23 protein-coding genes are annotated in these 19,867 nt (G+C 47.0%); 15 read left to right on the top strand and 8 right to left on the bottom strand.

The window, feature by feature from the left end; genetic code table 11:
- Positions 1–147 precede the first annotated feature (147 nt).
- The 5 genes from QT992_RS14565 (at position 148) to QT992_RS14545 (ending at position 4,002) form a co-directional block, all read left to right on the top strand.
- A complete protein-coding gene (locus QT992_RS14565; protein ID WP_172186333.1) occupies positions 148–510 on the top strand; it encodes a ferredoxin-thioredoxin reductase catalytic domain-containing protein in 363 nt (120 codons plus the stop codon).
- A gap of 147 nt (positions 511–657) precedes the next feature.
- On the top strand, positions 658–1,065 hold the full coding sequence (locus QT992_RS14560) for a DUF309 domain-containing protein (protein ID WP_333313463.1): 408 nt from the start codon (positions 658–660) through the stop codon (positions 1,063–1,065).
- 316 nt (positions 1,066–1,381) lie between these two features.
- Positions 1,382–1,852 carry an LptA/OstA family protein gene (locus QT992_RS14555; protein WP_333284367.1) on the top strand — a complete coding sequence of 157 codons (471 nt, stop codon included), beginning with the start codon at positions 1,382–1,384 and terminating at the stop codon, positions 1,850–1,852.
- A gap of 173 nt (positions 1,853–2,025) precedes the next feature.
- Complete coding sequence (lptB, locus tag QT992_RS14550) at positions 2,026–2,754, top strand: LPS export ABC transporter ATP-binding protein (RefSeq protein WP_333034782.1); 729 nt, start codon at positions 2,026–2,028, stop codon at positions 2,752–2,754.
- An 81-nt stretch (positions 2,755–2,835) separates the two neighbouring features.
- A complete protein-coding gene (locus QT992_RS14545; protein ID WP_333342224.1) occupies positions 2,836–4,002 on the top strand; it encodes an LptF/LptG family permease in 1,167 nt (388 codons plus the stop codon).
- A gap of 312 nt (positions 4,003–4,314) precedes the next feature.
- Here the strand turns inward: QT992_RS14545 and QT992_RS14540 are convergent, their stop codons facing one another.
- The 3 genes from QT992_RS14540 to QT992_RS14530 all read right to left on the bottom strand — a co-directional run bounded on the left by QT992_RS14540 (position 4,315) and on the right by QT992_RS14530 (position 7,248).
- Positions 4,315–5,682 carry a hypothetical protein gene (locus QT992_RS14540; protein ID WP_333313468.1) on the bottom strand — a complete coding sequence of 456 codons (1,368 nt, stop codon included), beginning with the start codon at positions 5,680–5,682 and terminating at the stop codon, positions 4,315–4,317.
- 383 nt (positions 5,683–6,065) lie between these two features.
- On the bottom strand, positions 6,066–6,470 hold the full coding sequence (locus QT992_RS14535; RefSeq protein ID WP_333377149.1) for an RNA-guided endonuclease TnpB family protein: 405 nt from the start codon (positions 6,468–6,470) through the stop codon (positions 6,066–6,068).
- Positions 6,418–7,248: a transposase gene (locus QT992_RS14530; protein WP_333313469.1), complete on the bottom strand. Its 831-nt coding sequence runs from the start codon at positions 7,246–7,248 to the stop codon at positions 6,418–6,420. The genes QT992_RS14535 and QT992_RS14530 overlap by 53 nt, the downstream gene beginning before the upstream one ends.
- Before the next feature lie 262 nt (positions 7,249–7,510).
- On the opposite strand from QT992_RS14530, the gene pgl reads away from it, so the two are divergent.
- From pgl to QT992_RS14500, 6 genes are all read left to right on the top strand, one after another.
- Positions 7,511–8,230, top strand: a complete 720-nt coding sequence (gene pgl, locus QT992_RS14525; protein ID WP_333338827.1) for a 6-phosphogluconolactonase — start codon at positions 7,511–7,513, stop codon at positions 8,228–8,230.
- Positions 8,231–8,437: 207 nt separating this feature from the next.
- Positions 8,438–9,229 (top strand): FHA domain-containing protein, encoded by a 792-nt coding sequence (locus tag QT992_RS14520; RefSeq protein WP_333313473.1) that lies wholly within the window; start codon positions 8,438–8,440, stop codon positions 9,227–9,229.
- Between the two features lie 82 nt (positions 9,230–9,311).
- Positions 9,312–9,803, top strand: coding sequence for an FHA domain-containing protein (locus QT992_RS14515; protein ID WP_333338829.1), 492 nt, complete (start codon positions 9,312–9,314; stop codon positions 9,801–9,803).
- A 55-nt stretch (positions 9,804–9,858) separates the two neighbouring features.
- Positions 9,859–10,596: a PRC-barrel domain-containing protein gene (locus QT992_RS14510; RefSeq protein ID WP_333338832.1), complete on the top strand. Its 738-nt coding sequence runs from the start codon at positions 9,859–9,861 to the stop codon at positions 10,594–10,596.
- Positions 10,597–10,882: 286 nt separating this feature from the next.
- Positions 10,883–11,455, top strand: coding sequence for a hypothetical protein (locus QT992_RS14505; protein WP_333338835.1), 573 nt, complete (start codon positions 10,883–10,885; stop codon positions 11,453–11,455).
- Entirely contained in the window at positions 11,452–11,904 is a 453-nt protein-coding gene (locus tag QT992_RS14500; protein ID WP_333313478.1) for an FHA domain-containing protein, read from the top strand. The genes QT992_RS14505 and QT992_RS14500 overlap by 4 nt, the downstream gene beginning before the upstream one ends.
- 246 nt (positions 11,905–12,150) lie before the next feature.
- Here QT992_RS14500 and QT992_RS14495 read toward each other — a convergent pair whose 3' ends face one another.
- The 3 genes from QT992_RS14495 to QT992_RS14485 all read right to left on the bottom strand — a co-directional run bounded on the left by QT992_RS14495 (position 12,151) and on the right by QT992_RS14485 (position 13,899).
- A complete protein-coding gene (locus QT992_RS14495) occupies positions 12,151–12,810 on the bottom strand; it encodes an RNA-guided endonuclease TnpB family protein (protein ID WP_333313480.1) in 660 nt (219 codons plus the stop codon).
- Positions 12,740–13,243, bottom strand: coding sequence for a helix-turn-helix domain-containing protein (locus tag QT992_RS14490; RefSeq protein ID WP_333313482.1), 504 nt, complete (start codon positions 13,241–13,243; stop codon positions 12,740–12,742). The genes QT992_RS14495 and QT992_RS14490 overlap by 71 nt, the downstream gene beginning before the upstream one ends.
- A 77-nt stretch (positions 13,244–13,320) precedes the next feature.
- A complete protein-coding gene (locus QT992_RS14485) occupies positions 13,321–13,899 on the bottom strand; it encodes a DUF1997 domain-containing protein (protein WP_333313484.1) in 579 nt (192 codons plus the stop codon).
- 222 nt (positions 13,900–14,121) lie between these two features.
- Between QT992_RS14485 and pheA the strand changes: the two genes are divergently transcribed.
- Positions 14,122–15,069: a prephenate dehydratase gene (gene pheA / locus QT992_RS14480; protein ID WP_333313486.1), complete on the top strand. Its 948-nt coding sequence runs from the start codon at positions 14,122–14,124 to the stop codon at positions 15,067–15,069.
- A 50-nt stretch (positions 15,070–15,119) separates the two neighbouring features.
- The gene (locus QT992_RS14475) at positions 15,120–15,761 is read left to right on the top strand and encodes a pentapeptide repeat-containing protein (RefSeq protein ID WP_333313488.1); all 642 of its coding nucleotides are present in this window, start codon (positions 15,120–15,122) and stop codon (positions 15,759–15,761) included.
- A gap of 36 nt (positions 15,762–15,797) precedes the next feature.
- On the opposite strand, the gene QT992_RS14470 is transcribed toward QT992_RS14475, so the two are convergent.
- Both QT992_RS14470 and QT992_RS14465 read right to left on the bottom strand, forming a co-directional pair.
- Positions 15,798–16,736 carry a PspA/IM30 family protein gene (locus QT992_RS14470; protein ID WP_333313490.1) on the bottom strand — a complete coding sequence of 313 codons (939 nt, stop codon included), beginning with the start codon at positions 16,734–16,736 and terminating at the stop codon, positions 15,798–15,800.
- 215 nt (positions 16,737–16,951) lie between these two features.
- Positions 16,952–17,593, bottom strand: a complete 642-nt coding sequence (locus QT992_RS14465; RefSeq protein WP_015174045.1) for an LON peptidase substrate-binding domain-containing protein — start codon at positions 17,591–17,593, stop codon at positions 16,952–16,954.
- A 227-nt stretch (positions 17,594–17,820) separates the two neighbouring features.
- On the opposite strand from QT992_RS14465, the gene QT992_RS33610 reads away from it, so the two are divergent.
- On the top strand, positions 17,821–17,961 hold the full coding sequence (locus QT992_RS33610; protein WP_445251084.1) for a helix-turn-helix domain-containing protein: 141 nt from the start codon (positions 17,821–17,823) through the stop codon (positions 17,959–17,961).
- Positions 17,962–18,122: 161 nt separating this feature from the next.
- Positions 18,123–19,867 (top strand): DUF4347 domain-containing protein (locus QT992_RS14460; RefSeq protein WP_333377146.1); only part of this gene is annotated, 1,745 nt, incomplete at its 3' end.

Genomic DNA, 19,867 nt, shown 5'->3' with positions numbered 1-19,867 from the left:
AAACCCCTAAAAAACCAACAACCTAAAACTCAATCTTTGTCAAGGTTTTCCTCCTTGTAAGTAAACAGAAATATACAAGTGTTTAAAATCACATACTGCGCTACAATTATTAAAAGCTCGTAGCATCCTCAACTCCGATCCTCAACTATGAACACAACAGAAAAATCTAAACTTTCCAACGAAAAAACTTTGGAGGCGATGAAGAATTTCTCCGAAACCTATGCCAAGCGAACGGGAACATACTTTTGTTCCGAGCCTTCCGTCACTGCTGTCGTGATAGAAGGACTAGCAAAACACAAGGATGAACTAGGTGCTCCCTTATGCCCTTGCCGTCATTACGAAGATAAAGAAGCCGAAGTAAAAGCCGCCTACTGGAACTGTCCCTGCATTCCCATGCGCGAGCGCAAAGAGTGTCACTGTATGTTATTTCTGACGCCAGATAACGATTTCGCTGGAACTAATCAGGAAATAGGAATGGATCAGATTCAAGCTGTCAGAGACACTATGTAATCGGTTAAGTAGGCGGTCGTGAAATGGCAGTAGTTTTGAAAAAAGGTCGTTATTTTTCCTATTTTTAAGACTTAGCTATTTAACAAAAATCGATCGCCGCCTACTCAAACACACATCCGCCATCGAAAATCCCCAATCCCCAATCGAATGACAGAGGAAATGCCGATCGAGTTTTGGCAAGGTATCGAACAGTTTAACAGCCAAGACTTTTATGCTTGTCACGATATTTTAGAGGCTTTGTGGATGGAAGCCGGCGAGCCGGAAAAAAGGTTCTATCAGGGAATATTGCAAATTGCGGTCGCGCTTTATCACTTAGGAAATCACAACTGGCGTGGTGCAGTAATCTTGCTGGGAGAAGGAATAAATCGGCTCAGTTATTATCAGCCCAGTTATGCTGGAATTGCCGTTGAAGACTTGCTCGGACAGAGTGCTAAACTTTTGAGCGCTTTGCAACAAGCAGGGCCGGAAAAAGTCGCTGAATTTGTACCGTTGTTAACAGGAACAGAAGTTGCCGGCTTGCAATTGCCGCGAATTGTCAAAGTACCGAAAAGTTAAATAAAAGTTAAATAAATGTTTGTATTAGGGTGTGCAGTAGACTTTGCCTCTACACAGAGGAGGGCTGGCTTTGTTGCCCGCTGCACAAGCAGATTGATTGGCTGTGGAACGAGCATCTTGCCCGTTCCCGGTTAAGACAGTTCCAGCCACTGAGCAAAACAGCCAATAAAATTCGCGGTTGTCTTGCTAGGATAATTGGTTGAGACTTTCGGGTCAATCGATCGACCTCACGAAAATCTTTCTGACCGTTAAGATAAAATATCTAACTGGAGATAATGCCCTTCAGCAATTTCACAAATATTGAGGCTCCAAGTTTATGATGCTCTCCGCTAAACTACTTAATTCGCGAATATTCAAAGGATTATCGCTGCTGTTGCCCCTGACTCTGGCAGGCGCGATCGCCTCTCCCACCTATTCGCAAGCCAACGCGCCCCGCACCCTCAGCGTGCGATCGGACATTCAAGAAGCCGACTCCAAAACCGGCATCGTGACAGCCCGCGGCAACGTCCAAATCAACTATCCAGCCCGCCAAATACAAGCAACTGCGGCTCAAGCTCAATACTTCAGCCGTGAGCGCCGGATCATTCTCAGCGGAGATGTTTACGTCTTGCAGCAGGGCAACAGCCTGCGCGGCGAAACCATAACATACCTCATCGACGAAGGGCGGTTTATTGCCCTGCCAGACAACCCAGGACAGGTAGAATCTGTTTATCTGGTTGCCCCCGAACAAGATGCGGCAGCCCAAAATACATTGGGCTCCCCACGTCCAACTACAGCCCCCCGGTAACAGTGGCTCGCAGCAGCGAAATTTCGCCTCAGCCAAAACATACTACTTGGGATAGATGCGAAATTTCGTCTTTATAAAACTCACAAACTTGAAAAGGTAAAATTTAAATTAGAGACTCGATCGCACAAAGCTGCAGTCTGAAATTGAGCTTGTAGAGGTTGCCGGGAGCGAAAATGAAAATTGTACTCGAAAATATTCACAAATCCTACGGAAAACGCAATGTAGTCAGTCGCGTCAACCTGTCAGTAGCCCAAGGAGAAATCGTAGGACTGCTCGGCCCCAACGGTGCCGGCAAAACCACCACATTTTACATAGCAACCGGATTAGAAAAACCCAATCAAGGCACCGTTTGGCTAAACGATTTAGACATCACTAAATTGGCGATGCACCAGCGAGCACATTTGGGAATTGGCTATCTCGCTCAAGAAGCAAGCATTTTCCGAAACATGAGCGTGCGGGACAACATTTTGTTAGTTTTAGAACAAACTCAAGTGCCGCGCTGGGAATGGCGCGAGCGAGTCGATTTCCTATTGCAAGAATTTCGCTTAGAAAAAATAGCATCTAGTTTGGGAATTCAAATATCGGGGGGAGAAAGGCGGCGGACTGAACTAGCCAGAGCATTAGCCGCAGGGCGAGACGGGCCCATGTTCCTATTTTTAGACGAACCGTTTGCAGGCGTCGATCCGATCGCCGTAGACGAAATTCAAACCATTATTGCTAAACTGCGCGATCGTAAAATCGGCATCCTCATCACCGATCACAACGTCCGAGAAACCCTCGAAATTACCGATCGAGCCTACATCATGCGAGACGGCCAAATTTTAGCCTCCGGGGCTGAAGAAGAACTCTACAGCAACCCTTTAGTGCGACAGTATTACTTGGGCGACAACTTCGTGCGATAGTCTTTTGAAGGCATTCGGCAAACGGCAGAATTTTAGATTTTAGATTTTAGATTGAGGAGCAATCTGCGAGAACGCGCCACTATGAAAATAGCAATATCCAATTCTTTCAATCCCATCAACTGGCTGCCGAGAATTTCAGTAATGGACTGGTACATTACCAAAGAACTAATCGGCCCATTTTTATTTGGCGTCGGACTCTTTACATCCGTCGCCGTCACAGTTGGAGCTTTATTTGAATTAGTCCGCAGAGTAGCAGAATCCGGCCTCCCCTACGGCGCAGCAATAGAAATTTTTCTCCTGCAAATTCCCTACTTCGTAGTATTGGCTTTCCCCATGTCAATGCTGCTAGCAACCTTAATGGCTTACAGCCGAATGTCCAGCGACAGCGAACTCATCGCCCTCCGCAGTTGCGGAGTCAGCGTTTACCGATTGATACTGCCTGCTGTGATAATGAGTTTAATTGTTGCAGGATTAACCTTTGGTTTGCAAGAGTTAGTTGTACCCGCCGCCAGCTACAGAGCAACTCTGACTTTAGACAGAGCCCTGAAGCGAGAAAAACCGATATTTCAAGATAGAAATATTATCTACACAGAATTTCGCAAACCAGAACAAGGCGGCGACGAAATCCTCGCCCGCTTTTTTTATGCAGAACAATTTGACGGCCAGCGAATGAAAGGTTTAACAATTATCGATCGCTCCACCCCAGGCCTCAATCAAATCGTTTCTTCAGAATCAGCTACTTGGAATCCCTCAGAAAATACCTGGGATTTTTTCAATGGAACCGCTTATATAGTTGCTCCTGACGGCTCTTACCGCAATATAGTTAGATTTCAACACCAGCAGTTGCAACTCCCCCGCACGCCCTTAGATTTAGCTGCGAGAGCGCGGGATTTCAAGGAAATGAACATTGCCCAAGCTTTAGAGCGTTTGGATATCCTTAAAAACAGTGGCGACGAACCGCAAATTCGCAAATTAAAGGTGCGAATTCAAGAAAAATATGCTTTTCCTTTCGTGTGCATGGTATTTGGTTTAGTGGGAGCCGCTTTGGGAACTCAACCGCGCCGCTCCGGCCGAGGAACGAGTTTTGGTATTAGCGTAGTTGTGATTTTTACTTACTACGTATTTTCTTTCATCACCAGTTCTATGGGCGTGAAAGCTGTTTTGACTCCGATTCTGTCGGCTTGGCTGCCGATCGTGTTTGGCTTGGGAATCGGGGGATTGTTGTTGGTGCGGGCCGCCGCTAGGTAAGTTTTACCGGGAGCATCTCATCTTTGTAAAAATACTTCTTCTGGCTCCTTCCTTCTTCCTCTTTCCTTCTGCCTCCTGCCTCCTGCCTTCTGCCTCAAAACTCCAATTTCTAGCTGGGCTGCTTTTATTGAGATGCTCCCGTTTTACCGCTAACATTGGGAATGGCTAATTCGGAACTTGTACTGTAATTCGACCGCCTTCGGCTCCTTTGCCTTCGACGACGCTGAGTAGAACCGAAGTCGAAGGCCAGGAACCGCATAGCCTAAGTATTGGGAATTGATAATATCGTTTTCGTGGCCGAACTTCCTTCATTTAAGGATTAGAAAAAGTATTGATTTCGCCGCCGCCAATGTAGCGTCCCGGAGCCAGAGAGCGGGGTGTAGCAAAAGTTTGAGGTTGAATGGGCTCCACGCCCTGATTTGTGTTTTGGGGAACAACTCCAAAGTTAGGCTGCTGCGGCAAGTTAAGCTGACTCGGTGGAGGTGTTTGAAATTGAGAATTCGCTGAATTGGGAGAGAATTGAGGGCTAATTATCTTGCTTCCCCCAATCCCATTTGGAAAGGGAGATGAACCGACATTGGGAAGTAAAGGTGTTGGCGAAGGTATGGCTACTGGAAGTGCCACAGGTTGAACTTCAGGTGCGAAGCCTGAGCCCGATAAATTAGTTTGGTAGGGATTTTTCGGCAAAGCCACCGGTGCAGCCCCTGCATTAATTTCGGGGAGGTTCGGCACTCTGGAATTTAACCCAGCCAATGATTCAGCGACTGTAGCTGTCGGTTTTAAGAATTCTTGAGATTCCTTGCTCACAGTATTTGTCGGAGCCACCAGTGGGGGAAGTGCTGTGGGAACATTCACAGGATTTGCTCCACCTTGAGCTGTAGCGGTCGTTGGGAGCAAATTTGTCGCATTTACAGCAGCCGGATCGGAAGCGGGTCGATCGAGCAATGTAGCCTCGTCTGCAGTTTTCTCACCTGAAGCCACCGTTGCCGAAGGGTTAGCAACGACGTATTTTTTCATAGCTGCTTGCAGCGGACTCAAAGGCAAAGAATTTTCGTTTTGTTTATCTGAATTAGCATCACTCGACGCCTGCGATAAAGTTGCTGTCGCTGTGCCCCCAGACTCAGGCTCGATCGTTTTTATCCCGGAAGTCAGTCTCCCACTGCCCGATAAACTCAACGCGGATGTTGCGTTTGAACTTGGCAAGCTGGAATTTGGGGGGTTATTGTTTCCGGCCTCGACAGCAGGAGTTGCTAAATTTGGCAATGGTACAAATCCGCTGCTTCCTACCCGCTTGGGGGCTGAAGAGGGCGGAGGAGTTTCTAAGTCCCGATCTCGAAGTTCCTCGAATAAACCTTGGCTTTTTACTACTGATGAATTTAACAAGTTCAGTTCAGAAGCAGTAGAGCCATTTAACTGATTGACTAGCACTGGTAAGCTGTCGATTTCCGCCGCAATGGCGCTATCTTCGGCAGACAGCCCCGGCAGCGAACCTGAATTGTTTGAGGCTGCTTCTTCTTCGCCATCTATGCTCAACCTTTCTGGATTTACAGATACCTCCCAGATAAATAACCCCCCGGCACAGAGCACGGCTAACGGAGCCCAAACCGCCGGTTGCGTCCAGTGGCGCAACCGCGCTATTAGATAGCGGACAGATGTAGGAAATCGCTTAAAACTTGACATAGTTTTGCTTCCATCCGAGCGTGCGGATTTAAAACTATTTTTCCTAGTCTACCACATCAATCTTGATTATTTTTGCAAGGCCGGGGTAAGTGCGATCGGGCTCATCTCGGTTTGGCTTTTACGGTCGGTGTGCGATCGTCCGGCTGGCTATATTTATAGACTTTGCTGTGCGGGACGGATCGGAGTCCCAAAAAACGCTTTTTACTTTCTGCCCAGATGCTCCGAGTACGATCGAACTTTTGATTGAAAGTTGTGACAGCTCAATGCAACAGGTGAAAATCCATAAAGCACTGGTAGGAATATGTCTTGCTTTCCTCCAATCAAGGGGCATAAGTTGACATCCACCCCGGCGTAAACGCACGGGGATTCCTAAGACTCACGACTTAGGTTTCTGCTTCCGTCCCTGACGGGGATTTCGCACCAGCCTTAACAGATTTACTCTGTTCGGGTCTTACAGTCGCTCCACAGACTGCCACGGCAAGCCCTGCCGCCAAAATGTTCTTTGCCGCGTTGATGTCTCGGTCATGGTGCGTCCCGCAATTAGGACAATTCCATTCCCGGATATTCAACGGCATCTTGTCAACGATGTGTCCGCAATTGCCACACCGTTTTGAACTCGGAAACCATCGGTCAATCTTAATTAAAGTACGGCCGTACCAATCGCACTTGTAATCTAGTTGTCTGACTAATTCCCCCCAACTTGCATCACTTATAGAAGCGGCAAGTTTGGGGTTTTTAACCATATTCTTCACAGCTAAGTCTTCTACGGCGATGGCGCAAGTTTTCACGCACCAACCGTGTTGTTAACTTGTGAAGATTATCTTTCCTTGCATCAGTAATTTCTTGATGCACTTTCGCTACTTTAAGCCGTGCTTTATGACGGTTGTTTGACCCTTTCTGTTTCCGGCTTAAAGCTTTCTGCGCTCTTCTAAGCTTGCGATATTTTGCCTTGAATCCTTTGGGATTGGCAATCTTTTCGCCAGTGCTTACAGTGAGCAAGCTTGTAACTCCCAGGTCGATACCGACTTGATTATCTGTTCTGGGTAATGATTCAATTTCAACATCTACCAGCAAAGAAACTGACCACCTGCCTGATGGTGCAAGCTTTACGCTTAAGGTTGATGGTGTTGCACCATCAGGTAGTGTCCGACTCCAGCGAATTGGTAACGCTTGTGTGCTTTTTGCTAGGTAGACTTGTCCATCTTTGAACTTAAATGCTGACTTGGTAAATTCTGCACTACCACCATTGCGTTTCTTTTTGAAGTTAGGATATTTTGCCCGCCCATCAAAAAAGTTGGTATAAGCCGTTTGTAGGTGACGCAAACACTGCTGTAACGGTACGCAACTAACCTCGTTGAGAAAATCTAGTTCTTCGGTTTTCTTCCATTCGGTTAACATTGAAGAAGTCTCAGCATAGCCTACCCGTTTCTGTTCTGCGTACCAAGCTTCCGTTCTTGTGGCTAAAGCACGGTTGTAGACCAAACGAACACAACCCAAAGTACGTCGCAACAAACTTTCTTGTTCCGGCGTTGGGTAGAATCGATAGCTGAAGGCTTTTAGTGTCATGCTGACCTTAAATAAGCTATTTCACAGACTAGCACGTCTTGTGTGAAACGGTATAACTTAACAAAAATTCATGTAAAGCCGTCCTTTTAGGACGGGGTTTGGGCCATCCGCTTCGCTCCGCCCATTTTTTTGATGATAAAATCTTATGGGATGCTGTGCCCGGCCTGCCGGGTCGGTCAGCCGCTCGACCTCAAACCAAAATGTCAAGGTAAAATTGGCAATTGCTGAGAACAACACCCAAGGAAAGAGAGAAAGGAAATTGATGAAAAAAATAGTAGAAGTATTAGCAAATCGGGAAGAATTAATAGATCGATCGCTCGGGATTGTCCTGTCAAAAATCCACTCCGCCATAGCAGAACGCGGAGTTTGTACGATCGCCGCAGCGGGCGGAAGCACACCAGAACCGCTCTACAGAGCGCTCTCGGGCCAAGACCTGCCTTGGGACAAAATTCACGTCTTCTGGGGCGACGAACGCTACGTTCCCCCAGAACACCCAGACAGCAATCAAAAAATGGCGCGCCTCGCGTGGCTCGATCGAGTAAATATCCCCGCCAGCAACATCCACCCCATGCCCACAGGCGCCGGCGACCCCGCAGCCGACGCCTCGGCGCACCAAATCGAATTGCAGCAGTTCTTCAAAGTATCCGAGGGCGAGTTTCCTGCTTTCGACATCATTCTATTGGGCATAGGGGACGACGCCCACACAGCTTCTCTATTCCCAGGCACAGCAGCCTTACAAGTCCGCGACGCCCTAGTAACTGTCGGCAACAAAGACGGTCAACCCCGCATCACCTTTACAGTCCCCTTAATCAACCGCGCCCGGTGCGTCATCTTCATGGTCGCAGGAGCCAGCAAACAACCCGCCCTGGCTCAAATTTTTGCCCCCGCAGCCGACGAAATGACCTATCCAGCCAGACTCGTTCAACCAGAAGGCGAACTTTGGTGGCTGCTCGATGTGGCTGCTGGCTCCTCCGTAAAATAGCCGACAGAGCCGCCAGCGTGCCAACACAGTCAGCATTATCACTAACTCAATCTTGCCCATCACAGCTAACGTCACGGCGTCAGCTCAGTTGCTAGTATTAGAAGCAATATAAGAATTGTGGCGGTTAAAGTTAAAATTTGACCATATACACGACGAGTATTTTTATGAGGCTGATTTGAAAATCTGGCCGATAGCAAGGAGAAATCGATGATTGTCTGTCCCAATTGCAATCACCAGAACCCCGACGGGGCCAGCCAGTGTGAGGCTTGCTACACGCCTTTACCTGTTACCGCAAGTTGCTCGAACTGCGGTGCAGCAGTTCAGACAGATGCAGCATTTTGCGGTCAGTGTGGCTTTAACTTGCGTCCGGGTTCCATAGTTCCAGAAGTTGAGGTGACAGTAACGTCCCCCTCGCCTGTAGGCCCCACAGTGGTATCGTCACCGGCGCCCGATTTAGTGCCACCCGATCCCTTGATGGCAATGGAACCTCTAGTTACCCTGAATAAGGGGCTCAACTTGGAAAAAACTCCCGCCAGCCTTCCGACGATTCCCGATCCCCCCCCTTCGCCCTCGGTTCCTGTTACAACTGAATCGGTGGCAACACCAGTAAATATCTCTCCTCCGGTTCCGGGCCCACAGCCAGTAGGTGTAGCTAAAACTCAACTGCAACAGCAGTCGGCGCGCCTGCTACACGTTCAGACGAATACGCCGATCGAATTACCTCACAGTCTGTCTGTGGTTCACATAGGCAAGCCAAATGACTTAGTTCCGCCGGATATTGATGTTTCGGGATTTGCTAATTCTGAGATAGTTTCTCGGGTACACGCAAATCTCCGGGTGGAGGGAGATGCTTGCTACCTAGAAGATGTAGGCAGTTCCAACGGCACTTACGTCAACAATACTCCACTACCCAAGGGAAACCGCCACCGGTTGCGACCGGGAGACCGCATCTCTCTGGGCAAAGGAGACCTGGTTACGTTTTTATTTCAAATCTCTTAGATCGAGTTTGGATTGGGCGATCGAAAGTCTAAAATCTAAAATCGCATCTTGAGGCGCTCTACCAAAACTCAATTCTGCCAATGTGATTAAGCTGACCTTGCTACATCCACTCCAGTCTATACCCGTCCGCAGTTGGATCTTTGAAGACGAGCAGGTCGTCCGGATCGGGCGCTCGACGGAAAACCACGTCGTTCTTTTTAGCGCTGTGGTTTCTCGTCGCCACATCGAATTGCGGCGCAGCGGCATAACTTGGGAACTGATCAATTTAGGTACCAACGGCACTTACCTCGATGGTAAGCCGATCGCTAAGGTTCCCATTGTGGACGGTCTGATCGTTCACTTGGCTCGCTCAGGGCCGAAAATTCAAATCAACGTAGGCCCGAATCAGTCCTCAGTCCAGTTAGGACTTCTTAGCGTCAAGCCCAGGGAGGCTAAGGAAATTCACGCTCCCTCGGCCGGCGTGCACATTAGCACGATTCCTGTTCCCGACCAAAAAGAAGTTGGCACTTCCAGGGAAGAGGAGGAGTTAACCCAGGCAGATAATAATCGCCATTATTCGGAAGAAGAATATTAAATCGGCTTCTTTGGACGATCGAGATTTTTCAAAGGCGGCACTCAGGAGTTTATTTATGAGTACATCACCACAGATTGTTAGGCGCAGCGAACTGCTCAACCGCCGCACCATCGACCGCAGAACGGCGGAAGAGGTCGGCAGGGTAGATCGGGTTTGGCTCGATGCTCACTCCCAGCGGGCGATCGGCTTTACTTGCAAGTCGGGACTTTTGGGTAGCAAAAAAACTTGGTTCGCTTGGGCGCAAGTTGATACGGTGGGGGAAAATGTTTTTGTCACCATTAACCCGGAACTGCCGGAACTTCATCAGCCGGAACAAGCTGTTTGTCCGATCGGGCTTGAGGTACTCACGGATGCTGGGAATCAGGCAGGTGCAGTGGTTGACTACCTATTTGATGTCCGCACGGGTTCAGTCACCCACTACCTATTTAAATCGAGCGGCTGGCGCGGTGTTTTAGACGACATTTACTTGTTACCTGTGGCAGCTATTTCGACTATAGGCAGCAAGCGGGCGATCGTCTCTGAAGCTGCTGTATCGGAACCCGTGCAGTACGCGGAGGGACTGCACAAAAAAGTCGGTCTGGTAGCAGAGTTTTTACACGAAGATTTCGACAGAACTCTCAAAAATGTGGCAGGTGTGAAGCGGGGCGCTCAAAGTTTGGCGGAAAAATTCCAAGATAAAGCTCTAGAAGTCAGGGATGTAGCTCAAGAAAAAGTTGCAGAGTTGAAGCGGCAAAGGCAAGAATCTGTCCGACCAGAGCCGAAACCGGAGCCGCCTGAGTCAGATTTGAGCTGAAGTTTGGCCTTCCCGCTCGCCGGGGGACTAATTGCCGATCGCATTTTGGGGCGGCGCGCGCGAGGAAGGTCGATCGGTATTTTCGCTATGAGAGAGTGATGCGTTGTCGCTCCAAATTCCAGTGCTGCTCAAAGCATTGTATTTTAAAGGTATCGCATCAATAAGGAAAATGTTAGCAACTCAAAAAGACCTATGCTGTTTGATACAACTCACATCTTGCACCATTCTCAAGAACAGGCAAGATGCCTGTTCCACAAAGAGTGAATTTTCTTGTGGAACAGGCATCTTGCCTGTTCCTAAACAAGTAATTGAGAATGGTGCAACATCTCAGATACACCCAACAAGTATTTTATCTAGAGACCCCAGGATTAATAATTGGTTAACTTCTTTCTTTATAAACAGCGAGACGTTGAGCAGTGACTGTCGCCCGATCGAGAACACGAATCAGCGCTGCAACCAGCGCGGGTCTGAGTTAAATTCTCTGGTTCGTCAGCCGGAAAAGGGTGATTTGGCCGATCGAATTGAGCGGCTCACCCATCGGCACAATCGCTCCCTCACCGACCAAATTAATCAAGCGGTTAAAACCGCTGTCCATCACTGGGAAGTTCACCCGATTAATAACATCGTGTTTGGTTGTTACCGACAACAGCAAAAATTTGCGCCTGCGCCAAAAGCTAACCATCAAAAGTTTGTTCAAATGCCTCAAGCAGCCAAAAGTTCGACTTTTAGGGTCGATAGACGGAATAGTTGCCCACTGACGACGGCTTTAAAAATCAAATTTTTTGCAGTTTTCTCCCAAAAAATCTCTCTAGAAGTATCCCCGTTTCTGTCTGGCGGTGGAGTGTCAAAACATCAGTGATTACCTTAACTCTTTTACATCCTATCCAGTCTGTCCCGGTTCAAAGTTGGTGTTTTGAATCAGAACCGGTGGTTCGCATCGGTCGATCGAACGACAATGATGTAATTATTTACAGCGCTGTAGTTTCCCGCCACCACGTAGAACTGTGGAATCACGCCCACGGCTGGGAAATTATTAATTTTGGGGCTAACGGCACTTATGTAAATGATAGACCGATCGCTCAGGTGTCAGTTGTGGACGGGATGACCATTCGCTTGGGCAATTCCGGGCCAAAAATCAGGATTCGGGTGGCCGCAACGAATCAACCGGGCAAAATAATCAAGCCACCGCAGCGCGAAGTCCGCCCAAAGGACGAAGTTTCAAAAGACAGGTCAACTCCTTTGCCGGGGGGGGTGGGAATAATCGAAGACGATGAACTTGGAGGGATCACTCAAATCGATCTTGACTGACCGGCAGCTATCTATCTATCGCTGTTGGCTAGTTCCCACAAAGCGACCGATGCCCAATTCGAGCGTCTAACTAATATTGTGGTCAGTCGCCTGATTGGTGCCTAAATATCCCTATACATTAATTAACAGCTTCTGCTTTGTAAAACTTATCTAAACTTGCCTAAACTCATTTTTAGACACAATTTCGAGTTCACTTCCTACGCTGTTGGGTAGACGGCTAATCCCAAGATAAGTAGGCTATCCCCCTCAAGCCGAGGGTTCCCAATTCACAATATTCAGGCTAGCATTCCAGTCGCGATCCAAAGATATGCCACAAGCAGGACAGTTAAAAGTCCGAATACTTAGTGGCATATCTTTTTTTGTACCACAATTGGAACAAGTTTTAGTGCTAGGAAACCATTGGTCTACCAACACTAAGTTAGCTCCATACATTTTGCACGCCATATCGAGTTGACGTTTGAACTCGTAAAATCCGAGGTCAGATATTGCCCCTGCCAACTTATGATTCGCCATCATGCCTTTTATATTCAAGTCTTCAATCTTAATTAGTTTAAATTTTTTGGCTAAATAAGTTGTCAACTTCTGAAGAAAATCTAAGCGAATGCGAGCTATCCGGGCGTGGAGTTGCCTAATCTTGTTGTAGGTCTTGCGCTGGTTTTGAGAACCCCGTACCTGTTTTGACGCCTGGCGCTGTAAAGTGGCAAGCTTGGTTTTCGCTTGCTTTAGCGGTTTTGGTGCATTAAAGACTTGCTGGTTAGACAGGGTTGCAAAACAGTTAACACCGACATCAATTCCTACAGAACTTTCAGGCTGCTGAACGGGTAAACGATCTGCATCAACGCAGAAGGAAACTTTCCCAGCGATTGCCTTCTTTTGAAACCGTAAAAGTTTGGGAGACGAAGCCACACTCTAATGGTTCAAAAAGTCGAAAAGTTCCCAGCGTAGGAATTTTAATAGTTTTCCCAGCGACTAGCAAAACTTTACCGCTAGATGAATCAACCGTAAAAGATTGGCCGCAGCGGCGACTGGCGAATCTCGGATGACCTGCTTTCCCGGAACGATACCGACTAAACGCATCTTTTAAGTCAATCAAAGCGTTTTGATAAACTCGACTAGATAACTGGTTCATCCAGTCGAATTCAGGCTTTTTCTTGACATGATTGGTGAGAACTTTCTTGACTTCGTTGAGTACCTTCGAGTCGGTAAATTTCCCCTCGCTGTACATTTGAGTCCGCAGGCTCAACCCGAAGTTGAAAACTACGCGCCGGAATCCTGCGTGTTTCGCCATCAAGGTCGCTTCTCTGTTATTTAGTTTTAGCGCTCGCTTGACAGCAAACATAAAACTTCCTCAAGGGTGATTAACTATGGACAAGTTCAGTAAACTATTTGGCACTTAAGTCTTGCTCTAGTAGGATTTCACCCTTCTAAAGATAAGATTGGGGGGAGAGCGATCGATCTTAGCTCACTTTCGCTGCTTGCCCAGCGGCGGTAATCTAAGAGCAACTGGTGCATCAACCGCTGTTTGACGCTCAGCAGTACGCTCTTGAGCAAAGCGTTCCCCGTTGCTTCTAAAATGGGTTTGGGCGTCAGCCAAAACGGCGGCGGTAATTCTACTTGCACTTCCAAATCCGCTTTTCCCTTCAAGTATGCTACCCCGCTGCTTTGGTGTACACAAAGCTTTCCTTTGAGATTGAGAGCAAAGCGATCGTTGATATAACCCACGCCCCGAATTTCGCAGGCGACGGACTCCAAATTGATTGTGCCATCCGACTGGGCCCACACCCTCATGTCTACTGTGGGTTGAATGCTCAGCATCATAAATTGTAACGGTCGCATTTTCAGGCGGAAACAGTCATCGTTTAGCTGTTGTGTGCGACTTCGATCGACAAGGGCGTTCACCAGTCGCCTCGGCTGGCGCAGATAATGTTGAATGGGAACCCGTTCCTCTGGTACGGCGAGCTCAACGGATTGGGAAGAATTAAAGCGGATATACATGAGAAAATATCAAAATATAGGATTCCTAAGCATATCTTAATAAAGTATCACCTTTTTTAAGGTGACATCAGTCGCGCACCCTTGTCGCGCACGCTTGTCGCTAACCCAGCAATGTCATCCGAGAAATCACTGATAAAACCTTTCGGGACATCGCTAATTTTTCATCATACTTCCTAGCTGATGAGAGTAAAGCAAACATTTGTAACCTAAAATTGCCTCTAAATGAAAATTTCGTTAGCGAAGCCCTCGAAGAGGATCGCACATCTCGGCCCTGTTGGTACAAATGCAGAAACAGCGGCTCTAGCTTATGTCAATTGGTTGAGCCTGAATACTAACTTGGAATGCACCCTGTGTCCTTATTCCACCATTTCTCAAGCGCTAGAGGCATCGGCCGTAGGGCAGGTTGACTATTCAGTGGTGCCCGTCGAAAATTCGATCGAAGGCAGCGTCACTGTCACATTAGATACACTGTGGCGACTCGATCAACTCCGCATTCAACACGCCTTAGTTTTGCCAATTTCCCACGCCCTAGTGTCTAATGCTAAAAATTTTAACGAGATTAAAAAAGTTTACTCTCACCCGCAAGCGCTAGCTCAGTGTCAGGTATGGTTGGGGCAGTTTATTCCCTCAGCTCAATTAATTCCGGCGAATTCTACCACGGAAGCATTGCAATATCTGGAAGATAGAAATGTAGCAGCGATATCTTCGCCAAGAGCTGCTGAACTTTACCATTTGCCAGTTTTAGCTCACCCCATTAATGATTATCCCGATAATTACACTCGATTTTGGGTACTCAGCAGGAGTTTGGGAGAAATCGCCAACGTAGAACCAGGGGATCACTCATCCCTTAAATCCATTACCCAATCTGCTTCTAAGTTGATCCTCGATGCTTCAGCGTCTAATTGCACCCATACCTCGCTAGCTTTTAGCGTACCAGCCAATATGCCGGGAGCACTGGTAAAACCTTTGCAAGTATTTGCCAGTCGCGGTATTAATTTAAGTCGGATTGAATCTAGACCCACTAAACGATCGCTCGGAGAATATATTTTCTTTATGGACGTTGAGGCTAACGCCTGCCAAGCATTTGTTCGCTCGGCACTCGAAGAATTAAAAAATCACACAGAAACTTTAAAAATCTTTGGTTGCTACAGCTTAGTGTCAGTAGTATAATTTCTTTTTATGTACTATACTTTTTAAGTAAAACTTAGGAGGCTGGCGAGATGAATGCTGATGAACTTCTCAAGCGATACGCAGCCGGAGAAAGAAATTTTCATGAAACCAACTTGAAAGAGGCTTCTTTGCGAGAAGCTTTCCTAATTCATATTAATTTAGCCTGTGCAAATCTCAAGGAAATAAATTTTGCTTTGGCGAACTTAAGGGGGGCCAACTTAATAGCTGCCAAGCTAAAGAATGCTTGCCTGGTGATGACAAAACTCAATGGGGCTAACCTGAGCCGAGCCGATCTAAGTTTCGCCAGATTAACAGGAGCTGACCTGATTGAAGCAAACTTGGAAAACGCCAACTTGAGCGACACCAAAATGATAGGTGTTAATTTGAGCGGAGCAAACTTGCAAAACGCCAACTTGATGGAAGCGAACCTCCTAGATGCTTGCTTGGACAATACAAACCTAGAAAAAGCCAATCTCAGCGAAGCTAAACTGCGGGGAGCGACTCTCAGAAAAGCAAACTTGAGAAACGCTTTTTTGTGTGAAAGTAACCTTGAGGGCGCTGACTTGAGAGGAGCTGATTTAAGCGGTGCTAATTTGAGCGGGGCATTTTTGTGCGGCGCTAATCTGGATGGAGCTAAGCTAGAGAAGGCCATTTTAAGTGGAGCAATACATTTTTGCGTCAGACAAGTTTGAGATCACGCAATAATATATAACCGCAGAATTCGACAACTAAGGACTAAAAAATATACTATTGACTTGGCTGAAAGTGAAGTCTATTTGCTGCTGTACCTTAGCAAAATGAAGCTGCATTTTGAGGATCTCTTTCTTGGAATTAGCTTGAGCAATCTTACTTTCCAAAGCCAGCAAGTTGCGGTTGAGAGTTTCTACTCGCACAGTTTGGTAGTCTAAGTCAATTTTTAGTTCTGCAGCCCGATCGAATTGAACCTGCTTGCGAACCACGGCGAGGCGGATTGAATTCTCCTCCTGTGTCTGAAGAGCTAGCAAAGCTCGCTGCTGCCACTGGTTGGCTTGAGATTCAGCTTGATTGTACAGCCACTGAATCCGCAGTTGGGCGGAAATCGCACTGCCAACAGCCTGACGCAGTTCTTTGAGAGGTTCCTGAATTTCTAAGATTAATAGTTCCCAAAGATTCATCAGTTCGCTGGTAAATTCTTCGCGTTCTACAGAGGCTACCAGTGCTTCTAATAGCAACAAATTTGGTTGCATTTGCTGCGTAATTGTCTCAAATATTAACTGTGCTTCGGACATTTGCCGATCGTAATTTTTTTCTGAGACTGCACCGGATGAGTGCTTTAATATTTTTTCCGTGCTATCTAACTCAGCTTCTGAATCTGAACTTGAAGCTACAAAGGCCTGTAATTTTTCGCGGGCGATCGAATTCAGCCTTTGTCGAAGCAAATCGCAGGCCGCCCGCTGCACAGTCCCTGTTTCGCTTTGACAAATCTTGATGACTATTTTTAAGCCTGCATCGCCGTAATTCAAGGTCTCTCTCAGGGCGGCAATTCGATGTTCGTTGACAGAACTAGACAGCCGATGTTTAACTCCTGCTAGTCCGCCGAGCACTACACCGCCCACAGGAGGTGGCAGTTGACCGCCTCTAACTGCATCGTAGGGTTTCGGTTGGTCGTGATTTTCTAACACAAGCATCTAATTTAGAAACGGGCAAGATGCCCGTTCCACAGAATAATTTATTTTTGTGGAACGGGCATCTTGCCCGTTGCTATATATTTGTGTAAAAGGTCTATTAATTCTCAATTATTTAATCTCCAATGGGAAAATCGAAAATCGAAAATGGTATGACTCTGTGTGATTCTTGCTTCCATGCAGGCAAAACCGATCGTACTTTTTGCCTGCCCCATTGACTATTTGAGTGTATCTTTCAGTACAGTCCTCGCTGCCAAGTGATTGCGAGTAGAAGTCAAAATTTCGGTTTCGCGTTCCAATCTCGCAGCAGTATCTTGCAATTCTAAAAGAGTTTGCTGTTCTGTCGCTGCGCCGTAAAGGTAGCTGGCAACCCAATACGACAATTCTGTGGGCAAACTGGGAATGTCTTCCGGGAGGTCGATCGGCTGATCCATCAATTTGCTGGAGAGGCGAACTACATCTCTCAGCAGTTGTTCGACATCTTTTCCCAAAGGTCTGAGGTCTTGTTGCGGCGGTGCGTCTTCGATCCATTCTACTAGACCGACTAAATAGGGTTTTTCGCGAACGGCGTCGAGCACTCGGAACCGCTGCTGACCTAGAGTCATAATTTTCATGCGATCGTCCGGCAGGCGCTGACAGTGAATCACTTCGGCGCAACAGCCAACGGCAGAGACTTTGTTTTGGTTGGGGTCCCACATGAGCACACCGAAACGCCGATCGCCCTCCAGAATCGTATTCATCATGATTCGATAGCGAAACTCGAAGATTTGCAGTGGGAGTGGCCTACCTGGAAATAGAACCACTTCCGGCAACGGAAATAAGGGGAGTTCGCGAACTGCTACAGAGGAAGAGGATGCCATTGTCGCTCAAAAGTGACGGTACTTGCGCTTATTTTTCTTACTTTAACTGATTAAAGGCAATTCCGGGCGGGGTGAGGGGCGATCGGGGGGAAATGCGACGCGGGCGATCGCTATCACAGATCGGAGTGATTACGATCACCGTACTACGGTTTTAACAATGAAAGAGTAGAGTTGTGTCCCACATAAGCGATTTCTGCTAAAAAAGCAACTTTATATCGGCAGATTTTATGCGTGACCTGAGACAACAAACGGGAGTGATTCAAAAGCAGTTTCCCGCACGTCTCGGTGTGGTGTTCTCTAACCTGAACAATTGGGAGAACGGACTGGCCACGCCTTCCTCGCGGGCGATGCAGAAAATCGAGCCGTAGACCCAGCAGTTAGGAGATATGGGGCAGAAGTTGTTGGAACGGTTCAGGTTAGTTGTGACGGAACAACTTAATTATTTCTAATAAAAAAAATTAGAACAGAGTGCAAGTTTGATTTTTCTCAATTTACAAATCACCCGAAAAAACACGGGTTCCTAATTAACATGATTAATTCCAACATCCAAAAGGCGATTCTTTTCATCGATGCTCAAATTGCCGATTATCAAACATTGGCAGCAGGAGTAGAAGCAGGAACAGAAGTAATTATTCTTGACGCTACAAAAGATGGCATTAGCCAAATTACTGAAGAACTTGCTAATCGTCGCGATATTACGGGAGTGCATATTGTTTCCCACGGTGCGCCCGGTTGCGTGTATTTGGGAAATGCCCAACTCAGCCTAGATACTCTGAGCAAGTATGCCCAACAACTGAAACAGTGGTTTGTAGCCCGTGAAAGTGTATCACCGAGCTTGTTTCTTTATGGCTGTCAAGTCGCCGCAGGAGATGCAGGTACAGAATTTATCGCCAAATTACGGACTTTGAGTGGCGCAAATATTGCGGCCTCAGCGAACTTAACTGGGAATGCGGCATTGGGCGGTGACTGGGAGTTAGAAGTCGCTCTAGGAGAAGGCAATTTTGCCTCTGCGTTTACTCCAGAAATGATGGCAAATTATGCTTCGGTATTATTGCTCTCTTCTTCTTGGTCAGAAGTAGAAAAAAGTTTAGAAGATGCCAACGTTAGCATATCTGCAACCGCACAAAAAGCCCTCCAAGATATCCTCGATACTTTAAAACCATTAACTTTTGAGATTCTAGCGGATTCAATTACAGCCACTTATAACGGTGCTGGCTCTCTAGCAGATATATTGAAATCTGTGGGAGTTCCTACCACTACAGCAAGTCCGATATTAACCGGCTCAATTAACAATCCCAGCTTAATCATAGGCGCTTTAAACACCGACCAGCCAACTTATAAATTTACTGGAACCGTCAGTGAAAAACAAGTAGAATTTGGCGTAACTAAAGACAAGGTAACAGCTAAATATACGGGTGATATTTCTTTAGCTGACCTGCTGAAAACTGTTGGAGTGACCGACACCCAAGGGAGTGCGATATTAACAGGCTCTATAACCGCTCCCAGCTTGACAGTGGACACCAGCAAGCCAAATTCCGCTTATAGCTTCTCTGGAGCAATCAGCGGCAAAACCGTAACATTTGATTATCAAAAGGGTCAAGCTTTAAAAGTCACTTATACGGGGGACGTATCTCTAGCTGACCTGTTGAAAACTGTTGGCGTGACCGACACCCAAGAAAGTGCGATATTAACAGGCTCTATAACCGCTCCCAGCTTGACAGTGGACACCAGCAAGCCCACTACCGCTTATAGCTTCTCAGGAGCAATCAGCGGAAAAACCGTAACATTTGATTATCAAAAGGGTCAAGCTTTAAAAGTCACTTATACAGGGGACCTGTCTCTAGCTGACCTGCTGAAAACTGTTGGAGTGACCGACACCGAAACCGAAGGGAGTGCGATATTAACCACCTCTATAACCGCTCCCAGCTTCACAGTGGACACCAGCAAGCCAAATTCCGTTTATAGCTTCTCAGGAGCAATCAGCGGAAAAACCGTAACATTTGATTATCAAAAGGGTCAAGCTTTAAAAGTCACCTATAAGGGAGACGTGTCTCTAGCTGATTTGTTGAAAACTGTTGGAGTGACCGACACCGATACCGAAGGGAGTGCGATATTAAACACCTCTATAACCGCTCCCAGCTTCACAGTGGACACCAGCAAGCCAAATTCCGTTTATAGCTTCTCAGGAGCAATCAGCGGAAAAACCGTAACATTTGATTATCAAAAGGGTCAAGCTTTAAAAGTCACTTATAAGGGAGACCTGTCTATCGCTGA

Origin of the sequence: Microcoleus sp. T3_D1, assembly GCF_036700405.1 — a bacterium.
GTDB lineage: Bacteria > Cyanobacteriota > Cyanobacteriia > Cyanobacteriales > Microcoleaceae > Microcoleus.
Note: the sequence above shows the minus strand (reverse complement) of the source record. Positions and strands in the feature narration are given on the sequence as shown.

Bases quoted from the DNA above. Each gene is read 5' to 3' on its own strand.
- QT992_RS14565 (WP_172186333.1), top strand. From the start codon at position 148: ATGAACACAACAGAAAAATCTAAACTTTCCAACGAAAAAACTTTGGAG.
- QT992_RS14545 (WP_333342224.1), top strand. From the start codon at position 2,836: ATGAAAATAGCAATATCCAATTCTTTCAATCCCATCAACTGGCTGCCG.
- QT992_RS14520 (WP_333313473.1), top strand. From the start codon at position 8,438: ATGATTGTCTGTCCCAATTGCAATCACCAGAACCCCGACGGGGCCAGC.
- lptB (WP_333034782.1), top strand. From the start codon at position 2,026: ATGAAAATTGTACTCGAAAATATTCACAAATCCTACGGAAAACGCAAT.
- QT992_RS14510 (WP_333338832.1), top strand. From the start codon at position 9,859: ATGAGTACATCACCACAGATTGTTAGGCGCAGCGAACTGCTCAACCGC.
- QT992_RS14555 (WP_333284367.1), top strand. From the start codon at position 1,382: ATGATGCTCTCCGCTAAACTACTTAATTCGCGAATATTCAAAGGATTA.
- QT992_RS14485 (WP_333313484.1), bottom strand. From the start codon at position 13,899: ATGTATATCCGCTTTAATTCTTCCCAATCCGTTGAGCTCGCCGTACCA.
- pheA (WP_333313486.1), top strand. From the start codon at position 14,122: ATGAAAATTTCGTTAGCGAAGCCCTCGAAGAGGATCGCACATCTCGGC.
- QT992_RS14490 (WP_333313482.1), bottom strand. From the start codon at position 13,243: ATGTTTGCTGTCAAGCGAGCGCTAAAACTAAATAACAGAGAAGCGACC.
- QT992_RS33610 (WP_445251084.1), top strand. From the start codon at position 17,821: ATGCGTGACCTGAGACAACAAACGGGAGTGATTCAAAAGCAGTTTCCC.
- QT992_RS14530 (WP_333313469.1), bottom strand. From the start codon at position 7,248: ATGACACTAAAAGCCTTCAGCTATCGATTCTACCCAACGCCGGAACAA.
- QT992_RS14560 (WP_333313463.1), top strand. From the start codon at position 658: ATGACAGAGGAAATGCCGATCGAGTTTTGGCAAGGTATCGAACAGTTT.
- QT992_RS14470 (WP_333313490.1), bottom strand. From the start codon at position 16,736: ATGCTTGTGTTAGAAAATCACGACCAACCGAAACCCTACGATGCAGTT.
- QT992_RS14475 (WP_333313488.1), top strand. From the start codon at position 15,120: ATGAATGCTGATGAACTTCTCAAGCGATACGCAGCCGGAGAAAGAAAT.
- pgl (WP_333338827.1), top strand. From the start codon at position 7,511: ATGAAAAAAATAGTAGAAGTATTAGCAAATCGGGAAGAATTAATAGAT.
- QT992_RS14465 (WP_015174045.1), bottom strand. From the start codon at position 17,593: ATGGCATCCTCTTCCTCTGTAGCAGTTCGCGAACTCCCCTTATTTCCG.
- QT992_RS14540 (WP_333313468.1), bottom strand. From the start codon at position 5,682: ATGTCAAGTTTTAAGCGATTTCCTACATCTGTCCGCTATCTAATAGCG.